Below are 11,426 nucleotides of genomic sequence, written 5' to 3'. Positions count from 1 at the left end.
ATATCACTCTATGAACATACTTGTATTGATGAATTCTATACTATCGATGCTGCCAACAGGAACCGCAGGATACTTGGTGCTTATTTTGGCCCTCTTTATCCTGGTTGTTTTGCTAGCAATCAAAAACAGGAAACTCGTTTGTGAAAAGAAACGGTATAAAGACCTATTGGACGATATGCAGGAAAACAACAAAGAAAAAGAAGCGTTGTTCAGCCTCGATATCTTAGAGAATCTGCCTTTTCCCCTTTTTGTAAAAAATATCGACGATGATTATAAATACGTATTCTGGAATAAGGAAGCAGAGTTACAATCCGGTACTCCCCGGGAAGAGATAGTTGGACTTTCTGACTTCGACATTTTTGGTCCTGAACGAGGAATGCGATACCGGAAAATAGATGAACAACTAGTCAAAGAAGGGAAAAATTACAGGGCCGAAGAAGATTACGTAACCCCGGATGGTGTTTTGCATAATACGATTGTAAATAAATCCATCATAGCCCATGGTCATAGTCATTTGCTGTTGGTTGCCCGTTGGGATATTACCCAAATGAAAGAGTACGAAAGGGAACTCATCAAAGCAAAAGAGAAATTGGAAGATGCAGCTAAAACCCAGAACATGGTGCTCGAAAGTATTAACTTCGGACTCATCTATATAGATAAAGAATACCGGGTTCAATGGGAATCTACCACAAACTTGCATAAAATAGCCAAAGGCCGGCGTTATACCCCGGGAAAGGTCTGCTACGAAACAGTCAGGGGAAGAACGGAACCTTGTCCCCGTTGCGCTCTCAGTGAAGCTATAACAAAAGGAGAATCGGTCCGCCACGAATTTACCGAAGGAGACATAACGGTAGAGATCAGTGCCATCCCTCTTTTTGACCATACAGATACCAACATTGTTGGCGGACTAATGAAGGTCGAAGATATATCCGATAAAAAAAGGATAGAACATTTGATGTTTGAGGTGAAAAGAGCAGATGAAGCCAACCGTTTGAAATCGGCTTTCCTGGCAAATATGAGCCATGAAATCCGGACTCCCCTCAATGCAATCGTCGGCTTTTCCAACTTACTGGCAGAGACAGATGATCCTGTAGAGAAACAAGAGTTTATTCATATCATATCGACAAACAACGAACTCTTGCTTCAATTGATCAACGATATTATCGATATGGCGAAGATCGAATCCGGCTCCCTGGATTTTACCTATTCTCAGATTGATATTAATGAATTAATGGAAGAAATTTGCAGCCAGATGATTTTAAAGAACAAATCCGAAGCTGTCAGCATTTCATTTGACGAGAAATTGCCTCAATGCCTGATTTACACAGACCGTAACCGGCTGATGCAAGTCATGATCAACTTCCTGACAAATGCCCTGAAGTTTACACCTGAAGGGGCTGTCTCTTTTGGGTATACGATCGAAGAATCAGGCAAAGCCATTCGTTTTTATGTAAAAGATACCGGAATAGGTATACCTCAGGATAAGAAAGATAAGATTTTCGACCGCTTTGTCAAACTGAATACATTCGCCCAGGGAACAGGTTTGGGGCTTCCTATCTGCGCCATGATTGCCGAAAAGTTCGGAGGAAGCATCGGAGTGGAATCAGAAGAAGGCAAAGGCTCTCTGTTCTGGTTAAGCATTCCAATGAAAGAATCTGAAGAAACCTAAAGTATTCCAAAGGCTGTGAACAAAAAAGGTGTTGGTATGTTTTCTTTTTCATACTTTTGCAACCTAAAATAAAGAACAGTCAATGTTTAAACATTTAATCGCTTTTACAGGAGTACTCCTGTTTGTCTCTGTTTTGCCGGGAAAGGCACAGAACTTAACGCCGAACGACACTGTCTCAAAAGAGGTTGTTATTGTTGATGGGCAACAGCTTAACGAAAAGCAATTGCAACGTTATTACCGTCAGTTACGCAAAGATTCCATCAGGGCCTATAAAAAGATCTGGTGGTCTGTCCTGGGTGGTCCGTCCTATACTCCGGAAGCATCGCTAGGTGTCGGAGGTGCCGTACTGGCCAGTTTCAGGATGAACAAAAACGATACGATTTCGCAGCGTTCTTTCCTTCCGGCAGGAATCAACCTCTCAATAAACGGTACGATCGTGGTGGCAGGAGCCGGAACTTTCTTCTTTAACCAGAATAAGTTCCGTATTTATGCCAGCTACGGATACAGGAACGAACCGGCCCATTATTACGGCAAAGGCTATGAAACCATTGAACATGTAGACAGAAGCGACTCGACAACCCGCTACCATAGAAGTTATTTCCAGATATATCCCCGTTTTGTCTGGGAAGTCCGTCCGCATTTTTACTTGGGAGGACTGTTCGATATCAACTTTACAAATGCATCGGATATAAATCTGGTGATGGAGCAAGACTACTATTTCAATCAGTTCAAACGGAAATACCTGAACGTGGGAATCGGAGGCTTGATTCAATACGACACAAGAAACGATGTCGCCACCCCCACAAAAGGAGTCTTGTTAAGCGGGAATATGAAAGCATTCGGAAAATATCTTGGAGGTGCCTATAACTACGAAATACTGGAACTTGAATACCGGCATTTTGTGAATGTATTCCGCCCGAGAAGTACCCTGGCATGGATCGCTAAAAGCCAGATAGGCATGGGAGATGTCCCCTACTCCGAATTACCTTCTTTCGGTTCGCCCTTCGACCTGCGCGGATATTACTGGGGTAAATACCGGGATAAATCCATGGCCTATGGCATATTGGAATACCGCCATATGTTCGGCTCACCGGAAAAATACAAAAGCGGAAACTTCTGGGCTAAATGCGGTTTTGTTGCCTGGATGGGAACCGGAACAATCGGTGACACTCCGTTCGACTGGGATAAATGGAAGCTGAATTTCGGTGCCGGATTACGTGTGCAAATGCAACCGGGCAAGAACTTCAGACTCGACATCGGTAAAGAGCCGGGACTGGATGGAGTTCAGGTTTATATGAACATGACAGAGGCTTTTTAACCGAATCTTCATTTTAGTCTTAGTAGGCTATTTGTCAATCGATTACAGTTTCCTCGTAATTCCCTCGTTTGGAAACTGTAGTTCCCTTACTAGGAAACCAGCGTTTCCTGCTTAGGAAATTCTGAGGGAACTGCATAAAAAAACATCCGCCGTCATTAGTTAGAGTAAATGACGACGGATGTTTTTTATTTCGGTTCGCAAGTGTGTTCGTTAAAACGATAGCTTCATCGAGAAGCGTACACCTTTTGTCTGAATACCCGGATTATCGCGGTAGGTCAAACGCCAGACATAATCGAGACGAAGGAACTTAAAGATATTCTCAATACCTACTCCGGCTTCCATATAAGGCGTATTACCCAATGTATAAGAACCTTCCGGGAACAGATACAAATCTTTGCCACCATAGTAAGGATTATTCTTATCGGTCAGATGACCATACATTCCACGGAATGAAAGAACCTCTCTCCATTTCAGTTTCTTTATCAGGGGAAGACGGTTCAAAAGAAGTCCGTTCATAAAATAAGTAACGTCCCAGGATGCATACTCGTCGCTGATGAACTCCATCGCATTCATATTGGTGTATGATTCAGGCTGGATTGTATAGGATAAGTTCGCGTTCGGCAATATCAATAACGGATAAGGAACTTTGTCCCACACCTTACCTGCTTTACCGATAATATCAAGATATCCGAAGGCCGAGAACCAGAAACGTTTCTGAATACCCAGGTCTGTACGGTTATAGGTATAGTCAGCACCTAACACCCCTTTTCTGGCAGTAATATGGTTCAATGTAATTACCGGAGCATCGAAAGTAATAGGATAACGATAGTTACGGGTCTGATAGAATTTCTCGTTCGGGGCATAACGGAATTTGAATTCCAGCTCCGTCATCGAGTAAGACTTTATAGGAGTAATGCGGCCATCTTCCTCTATCCGGTCGAAAACGGCATAGTCTGTCGAATATTCCTTTTTATTACGTAAAACCGCACCGTAAGCGATACCATTATAATGTTCGCGGTAATAAGTCAGTTCGGCATTTCTCAGATAAGTTGCACGGGTATCTCTCTGACGTTTCCAGGCCAGGAAGATATTATCTTTGTTGGTGTACATATATTGCTGTCCCAACTGGTTGATATCGTAAAGATATTCCAGACGGATAGAATTAACCGGAAATTCTTTACGGTATTCCTTCTTGTCATTGAATGAATACTCTATCAAGGCATCATACTTGATTTTCCGGTCTGTTGTACCATAAGCGGCATATCCTTCCAGGAATAATCTTTTACTGAAAGCAGTAGTAGTAGTTCCTCCGACACGGAAACGGGCTCCTTCGATCGCGTTACCACTGATAAAGGTATTGGCTGGTCCGAATTCGAATTTATTTTTAGCGGGGTCAGTGCTGGTTCCTATGTAACCGGAAGTCAGGATTGTAACAATTTTTTCTGTTACATAGAAAATAGGAACCGAACGTAACTTTTCCATCAATTTTTCAACCGTATTCTGTTTTCGTTTACCGGCTTCTTCCGGACGGTTCAAATCCCAGAAATCTTCTGTCTGCTTATAGGCGTTCTGCAATGTGATAATCGGAGCGCTCTCCTTAAATATCTCATCGCTTTCGGGCGGAAGGAAAGAATGGTTGCTGTATATGTTCAACCTTCGGGCATACATTCCCTTCGATTTTTCCGTCAGCTTGAAATCGACATTTATATCATCTTTGGTAATAATACGTGTACCATCTTCCGTCTTTTCGAATGTCTGCTCAATAGTCATTCCGCTGACGAAGTTCAGGTTGATGTTTTTAGGAACATTCAGGATTGCTTTCTTAACGAAATAAGTCGAATCGAGCGTAACGAAAAGATGTCCGGTAAATCCGAAACCTTCAGAAACGAAAGGAACGAATCCCAGGTCTACACATTTCTGTCCGTTCACATCCAGGGTGTCAAGTAAATAATACTTATAAAAGTTCGGCCCCATGCTAGACAACGGGCTTACAAAACGTTGCAGGAAAAGAGGAATATCATTCTTGAAGATATCCACCTCACGGAACACCTCTCCCAGAAACTGCTGCATACCATCCCGTGAAAATATTTCATCTACACCGGCCGCCTTTGCTCCCAGCACGACTCTTTTTTCTACTTTAGGATCTTTCCGATAGAAAATGCCTTCCACCTTTTCTTTCTCCGACACTGGCAAAATGGTCTTTCCGACATCCAGCGTATCGATATAATCGATCAGAAAATCGAATTTCCCGCCCTTACCATTCTCTTTTTTAGGTTTCGGCTGATAATCGTTCATCGCGAAAACCATCTTTTCATATTGGCTGTAACTGAAATAATCATGATTACGGGGATCATTACTTTCGCGAGATTCGATAACCTTCTTGACAAAAGCCACGGCTGGATTTTCTTTCTTGCTGTACTTCTCTTTCTTCGGCTTTACAATGACTTCACCCAAATCAATACTGGAAGGGGCCAAAGGTATTTTAAAATAATTCTTTTTACCTATAGCCACTTTCAGTTCTTTTTCGGTATATCCCAGATATGAAACGGACAGAGTCCGTGCATTGGACGAGGTAGTCAACGTAAACTTACCGTCATCATCAGTCGTTGTCCCGATAGTTGTACCTTTCAGTATAACTGAAACATATGGTAACGTTTCTCCTGTAATAGAGTCCGTTACTATTCCACTTATTATAGTGTTCTGGGCTTTTGATGCAAATGCAACCAAAACAAGTGCCAGAATAAAAACAATCTTTTTCCCCATTATTTTATTAACTCCCTCGTTAAACTCCGCAAAATTATAACAGATTCTTTTTTATGAATGTTCCAAATTGAACCGATTATATTCCAATTGACAACAAATCTCACTTAAAAGACCCAAAATAGATGTTTTAAAATGAATTTATACTACTAATAACAAAATTCCTTCTTTCCGTAACGGGAAGTTTCGGGACTTCAATCAATGTATATCCTGCATCTTTGTAGACATCTTTCATTACATAATATGTATCTATCGCTTCATTAAATGATTGTTTACGTTCTTTATCCGTATGATATATATTTTCCCAGGGAGGAAGTATGAATACCTGCCTGTTATACCTGTATTTATCGACAGCCAATTCTATTTCTTTCCGGTCGGTTAACCCAATCAACCTTGCATATGCCAGTGTATCAGGGATTCCTCTGTCAAAAAATAATATGCCTTCATTTTCTTTATGAGCCAGATATGATTCAACAGAACGTTCCAGCATCATACTGGTATATAAAACGGTATCTTTCCAGGGCAATGCGTCTCCACCCTGTTGCTGTTGTTCTTTGATAATATCCCGTGCTACTTCTTTTACTGTTTGATATCCAACTATTTTAAGTTCTTCAATTAATGATGTTTTACCCGTTCCTGGTCCACCGGTAATAACATACAAGCCTGTTTTTATCAACATGATTTGTCTTTTTATGACTATTATGCCAAAAGGAAATACAACCCGGAAGAAAAGCTGTTATAACCGGAATTGTAGATGCAAATATACTGGATTATTTTTTTAAACCTATCAATTCACTCTTAAATTTAACATTTCACTTTTGTTTTCTCTTATCAATCTTTCTACCTTTGTACACGAAAAGGGGTGCCATACTGTAAACGGGCTGAGATTATACCCTGTGAACCTGATGCGGGTAATGCCGCCGTAGGAAAGACAGACAAGGCTTTTCCCTCCTTTCGTGTGTAAATATGAAAACAGATACATTATATCGTTATCCGACTGCGTTAACCATTGCTGGTTCCGACAGCGGCGGAGGAGCCGGGATACAGGCAGATATTAAAACATTCTCAGCATTGGGAGTTTACGGAGCTTCCGTAATCACCTCCATTACGGCCCAAAACACACAAGGTGTCAGAGGCATACAAGCCATCTCTCCGGAAGTCTTGAAAGGCCAGTTGGATGCGGTTTTTGAAGATATTACCATCGATGCAGTCAAAATAGGAATGCTGCATAATAAAACGGCGGCAGAAATCGTCGTAAATGCAATCGATACTTATTCACCGTCGCGTATTATCCTGGACCCAGTGATGATTTCGACCAGCGGTAATAAATTATTGCAGGATGATGCCATAGACATAATTGTCCGGGAACTGTTCAAACGGACATCGCTGGTCACTCCCAACATCGACGAAGCTGAATTCTTGTCCGGAATGAAGATAACTTCCGAAAAAGAGATGTGCCAGGCGGCAGAGAAGTTGCTGTCTTTAGGTTGCCGTGCCGTATTAATGAAGGGAGGGCATTTAAAAGGAAAAGAGATGACTGATATATTATATGTATCGGAGGCTTCCCCTCTCCGGCTTTCGGCGGAAACTGTAATTACGACCAACGGCCACGGCACCGGTTGTACGTTGTCTTCTGCTATTGCCGCTTATCAGGCTTTGGGTAAGAGCCTGCCGGATGCCGTCAGACTGGCTAAAGAGTATATAACAAAAGCGATTACTGAAGGCAAAGATGTACGGACAGGACACGGGCATGGTCCCCTGAACCATTTCTTTGCTCCGGTTCCTTTAGTAAAAACAGAGATAAAAGGATAGTATGAAGCTGTTCGTAATCACAACTCCTTTCTTTTTTGAAGGGGAAAGCCGGATAATAACCCATTTGTTCAGGGAAGGAATGCAGCGTTTACATCTGCGGAAACCCCAAAGCGACATCGACAGGTTTCGTCTCTTACTGGACGCTATCCCTGCCGAATATCATTCACGGATTGTGTTGCACGAGCATTTCGAACTCACAACCGGATACCGGTTGGCCGGCATCCATTTGAACAGCCGGAATAATACCCTGCCGGAAGGTTTTGCCGGAAGCATAAGCCGTTCGTGCCATTCCTTGCAGGAAGTGCAGGATAACAAACAGTTGGATTATGTATTTCTGAGCCCCATCTTTCAAAGTATATCCAAAGAGGGATACGGAAACGGCTTTCCGATGGAGAGATTACGGGAGGCGGCTGCTTCGGGCATAATCAACGAAAAGGTAATTGCCCTGGGTGGAATAGAAGAAAAGAACATTCCGCTGATTGCCTCCTTACATTTCGGTGGAGCTGCCATTCTGGGAGCTTTGTGGGGCAAGGCCCCTTCTGTAATAAACGAGACATCTATAATAAAACGATACAAACAACTGGATATATGGCAATAGAATATCATTTGCGCAAGCACGAAGATAAAGGACAATTTATTCCACAGGGCAGTGGTGAACGCCTGATGTTTATAACCCACGGTACTTCTAAATACACGGAACGGGAAGAAGTCAAAATGGTTCTTGACGGCGGTTGTTCATGGGTACAGCTACGGATGAAAGGAAACATGAATATTTTTACAGCCAGGGAAATCGGGCAACTAATCAATGAGCATACAAACAAATGCATCTATTGTATAAACGATAATGCACGGATTGCTTTGAGATGCGGGGCGAACGCTGTTCACCTGGGGAAAGAAGATATATCAGTATCCGCCGCATGGGAAATGGCAAAAGAGCAGTTATTTCCGGGCGAAACCTTCTATATCGGCGCCACTGCCAATACCTTTGAGGATATCGAGCATGCTGTCGGACAAGGAGCTTCCTATATCGGCCTGGGGCCTTTCCGTTATACGGAAACGAAAAAGAAACTCAGTCCCGTTCTCGGTCTGGAAGGATACAGAAAAATAGTGCAGCAATGTAAGGAGGCTGGCTATAAAATTCCGATATTTGCAATCGGAGGAATCTGCCTGGAAGATGTTACCCCGTTAATGGAGACCGGAATTACCGGAATAGCCGTATCGGGAGCGATTATCCATGCAGAAGACCCCGTAGAAGAGACCCGTCGTTTTATTAATGAGATAAATAAATATTAAACATACTGTAATGGCAAGCAAGAAAAACATGCGTATTACCTATCCCGCATCGGAAAAGATATATATCCCGGGCGAAATCAACAAGATAAAAGTGGGTATGCGTAAAATCAAACTTCTGGATACCGTCACTATCGACGAAAACGGAGAGCAAGTTTTCAAGAAAAACAATCCGGTGATTGTCTATGACACAAGCGGTCCCTTTTCCGACCCTAAAATAAATATCGATATAAATGCCGGTATTCCCCGTGTCCGCGAAGAATGGTGTTCGAAACGTAAGGATATCGAACAACTGAGCGAGTTGTCTTCCGAATATGGCCGTGCCCGTCTGGAAGATAAAAGTCTGGACGAGATACGTTTCCCGAAGCGTCACCTTCCCTACCGTGCCAAAGAAGGTAAGAATATCACCCAGATGTATTATGCCAAACGGCGTATCATTACTCCGGAAATGGAATATGTGGCCATACGTGAAAACCAGCAAATCGAAGCCCTGGGACTGAAATCTTATATCACTCCCGACTTTGTCCGTAAAGAAATTGCTGCCGGACGTGCCATCATACCGTCCAACATCAACCATCCGGAGGCGGAACCGATGATTATCGGTAAGAAGTTTTTGGTGAAAATAAATACCAATATCGGTAATTCAGCATTGTCTTCCGGTATCAGTGAAGAGATTGAAAAAGCGGTGTGGAGTTGTAAATGGGGTGGCGATACCCTGATGGACCTTTCGACGGGTGACAATATTCACGAGACACGTGAATGGATTATCCGTAACTGTCCGGTTCCGATGGGAACAGTTCCTATTTACCAGGCTTTGGAGAAAGTGAACGGAAATGTGGAAGATTTGAACTGGGAAGTATATCGCGATACATTGATTGAACAGGCTGAACAGGGTGTGGACTATTTCACCATTCATGCCGGACTATTGAAAAAACATATCGATTTGACAGCGACCCGCTTATCAGGTATTGTTTCGCGTGGTGGTTCCATTATGGCTAAATGGATGCAGCTGCATAATGAAGAAAACTTCCTGTATACCCATTTTGCAGAAATATGCGATATCCTGAGCAGATATGACGTTGCTGTGTCTATCGGCGACGGTCTTCGTCCCGGTTCCATCTATGATGCCAACGATGCAGCGCAGTTTGCCGAACTGCATGCGATGGGTGTATTGACAAAGATTGCCTGGGAGAAATTCGTTCAGGTTATTATCGAAGGTCCGGGTCATGTCCCGATGAACAAGATTCATGAGAACATGAAAGAACAGCAATATGCCTGCCACGGTGCCCCGTTCTATACATTAGGCCCGTTGACAACGGATATCGCCCCGGGATACGACCATATCACATCGGCTATCGGTGCCGCACAAATTGCCTGGTATGGCACAGCTATGATTTGCTATGTAACCCCGAAAGAACACCTGGGATTGCCAAACAAAGAAGATGTACGCAACGGAGTGGTTGCCTATAAGATAGCCGCCCATGCCGCCGACCTGGCAAAAGGACATCCCGGAGCACAGGTCCGTGACAACGCATTAAGTAAGGCACGTTTTGATTTCCGTTGGAAAGACCAGTTCAACCTGTCACTCGACCCGGAACGGGCTTTGCAATATTATAAGGAAAGCGCTGTTACCGACGGGGAATATTGTACGATGTGCGGTCCGAACTTCTGCGCCATGCGTTTAAGCAAAGACCTGCATAAGGAATGTAAAGAATAAAACTGTTATAGGGCGGCTGTCAGGGCCGTCCCTATTAACCTTTCAGCCAAAGCATATCCTTCATTATATAACGCTTCCAGCTTTTCCAGATTATTTTCTGTTCGCGTCACCTCTATTTTGTTTTCAGGACGAATCACGAATGCTTTACCTTCGGCTTCCAGTTGGTCGATATAATCGAGTACTTCATTATAACGTTTATACCTCAGTTTGAGCTGTTCCCGTATGGCCGGATATTTTTTATAGATGAATCCCGGCAGATAAAAGTTTTTATCCTTTTTACGGTATCCTTTATTTCTTGTGAGGATTATCACATTCTTCCGGAAACCGTCATCAATAGCCCTCTGGATAGGAATGGCATCACAAACTCCGCCATCGACCATCGGGACGCCGTCCACATAGGCAACCGGACAAAGAACCGGCAATGTGCAGGAGGCACAACAAATATCTACCAGCCTGTTTTTATCTTTCTTCTCTTCGAAATATTCCGCCTTCCCGGTCAGACAGTTACTGGTAACCATCACGAAACGTTCTTTCGATTTAAAATAAGTATCGTAATCCAGCGGATAGTATTTATCAGGATAAACATAGAATAAATATTCCATATCGATATATCCCTTGCCGCGCAGGAAATGGCGGAGACCGATATAATTATACTTTTTCAATAAATCTATATTGCCGAAACGCGAACGTCCTCTCTGCCGGGACGCATAAGATATGCCGTTACTGGCGCCAGCCGATACCCCTATCGTATAAGGGAACCAGATATTGTGGTCCATAAAACAGTCCAATACTCCGACCGTAAACGTGGCACGCATCCCTCCGCCTTCCAATACAAGTCCTGTCTGATTATCTATTATCAT

9 protein-coding genes and 1 riboswitch are annotated in these 11,426 nt (G+C 43.1%); of the genes, 6 read left to right on the top strand and 3 right to left on the bottom strand.

The window, feature by feature from the left end:
* Positions 1-10 precede the first annotated feature (10 nt).
* Positions 11-1,669 (top strand): PAS domain-containing sensor histidine kinase, encoded by a 1,659-nt coding sequence (locus tag C825_RS15425; RefSeq protein ID WP_010803119.1) that lies wholly within the window; start codon positions 11-13, stop codon positions 1,667-1,669.
* A gap of 82 nt (positions 1,670-1,751) precedes the next feature.
* A complete protein-coding gene (locus tag C825_RS15420; protein ID WP_010803118.1) occupies positions 1,752-2,987 on the top strand; it encodes a BamA/TamA family outer membrane protein in 1,236 nt (411 codons plus the stop codon).
* A gap of 210 nt (positions 2,988-3,197) precedes the next feature.
* On the opposite strand, the gene C825_RS15415 is transcribed toward C825_RS15420, so the two are convergent.
* Positions 3,198-5,750 (bottom strand): DUF5686 family protein, encoded by a 2,553-nt coding sequence (locus C825_RS15415; protein ID WP_007656729.1) that lies wholly within the window; start codon positions 5,748-5,750, stop codon positions 3,198-3,200.
* A 127-nt stretch (positions 5,751-5,877) separates the two neighbouring features.
* The gene (locus tag C825_RS15410; RefSeq protein WP_007656730.1) at positions 5,878-6,426 is read right to left on the bottom strand and encodes an AAA family ATPase; all 549 of its coding nucleotides are present in this window, start codon (positions 6,424-6,426) and stop codon (positions 5,878-5,880) included.
* A gap of 169 nt (positions 6,427-6,595) precedes the next feature.
* A riboswitch (TPP riboswitch) is annotated at positions 6,596-6,693 on the top strand.
* A gap of 20 nt (positions 6,694-6,713) precedes the next feature.
* Here C825_RS15410 and thiD point away from each other — a divergent pair.
* Genes thiD through thiC form a run of 4 tightly spaced genes read left to right on the top strand, consistent with a single transcriptional unit; the run spans position 6,714 to position 10,566 of the window.
* The gene (gene thiD / locus C825_RS15405; RefSeq protein WP_007656731.1) at positions 6,714-7,559 is read left to right on the top strand and encodes a bifunctional hydroxymethylpyrimidine kinase/phosphomethylpyrimidine kinase; all 846 of its coding nucleotides are present in this window, start codon (positions 6,714-6,716) and stop codon (positions 7,557-7,559) included.
* 1 nt (position 7,560) lies between these two features.
* Positions 7,561-8,157, top strand: coding sequence for a thiamine phosphate synthase (locus C825_RS15400; protein WP_007656733.1), 597 nt, complete (start codon positions 7,561-7,563; stop codon positions 8,155-8,157).
* Positions 8,148-8,852, top strand: coding sequence for a thiamine phosphate synthase (locus C825_RS15395; RefSeq protein ID WP_010803117.1), 705 nt, complete (start codon positions 8,148-8,150; stop codon positions 8,850-8,852). Before C825_RS15400 ends, C825_RS15395 begins: the two co-directional genes overlap by 10 nt.
* A 10-nt stretch (positions 8,853-8,862) precedes the next feature.
* Positions 8,863-10,566, top strand: a complete 1,704-nt coding sequence (thiC, locus tag C825_RS15390) for a phosphomethylpyrimidine synthase ThiC (RefSeq protein WP_010803116.1) — start codon at positions 8,863-8,865, stop codon at positions 10,564-10,566.
* A gap of 5 nt (positions 10,567-10,571) precedes the next feature.
* On the opposite strand, the gene C825_RS15385 is transcribed toward thiC, so the two are convergent.
* Positions 10,572-11,426 (bottom strand): patatin-like phospholipase family protein, encoded by an 855-nt coding sequence (locus C825_RS15385; protein WP_007656737.1) that lies wholly within the window; start codon positions 11,424-11,426, stop codon positions 10,572-10,574.

The organism is Parabacteroides sp. ASF519, from assembly GCF_000364265.2.
Classification (GTDB): domain Bacteria; phylum Bacteroidota; class Bacteroidia; order Bacteroidales; family Tannerellaceae; genus Parabacteroides; species Parabacteroides goldsteinii.
Note: the sequence above shows the minus strand (reverse complement) of the source record. Positions and strands in the feature narration are given on the sequence as shown.

Coding starts and splice junctions, on each gene's coding strand:
- thiD (WP_007656731.1), top strand. CDS start 6,714: ATGAAAACAGATACATTATATCGTTATCCGACTGCGTTAACCATTGCT.
- C825_RS15385 (WP_007656737.1), bottom strand. CDS start 11,426: ATGATAATAGATAATCAGACAGGACTTGTATTGGAAGGCGGAGGGATG.
- C825_RS15415 (WP_007656729.1), bottom strand. CDS start 5,750: ATGGGGAAAAAGATTGTTTTTATTCTGGCACTTGTTTTGGTTGCATTT.
- C825_RS15400 (WP_007656733.1), top strand. CDS start 7,561: ATGAAGCTGTTCGTAATCACAACTCCTTTCTTTTTTGAAGGGGAAAGC.
- C825_RS15425 (WP_010803119.1), top strand. CDS start 11: ATGAACATACTTGTATTGATGAATTCTATACTATCGATGCTGCCAACA.
- C825_RS15420 (WP_010803118.1), top strand. CDS start 1,752: ATGTTTAAACATTTAATCGCTTTTACAGGAGTACTCCTGTTTGTCTCT.
- thiC (WP_010803116.1), top strand. CDS start 8,863: ATGGCAAGCAAGAAAAACATGCGTATTACCTATCCCGCATCGGAAAAG.
- C825_RS15395 (WP_010803117.1), top strand. CDS start 8,148: ATGGCAATAGAATATCATTTGCGCAAGCACGAAGATAAAGGACAATTT.
- C825_RS15410 (WP_007656730.1), bottom strand. CDS start 6,426: ATGTTGATAAAAACAGGCTTGTATGTTATTACCGGTGGACCAGGAACG.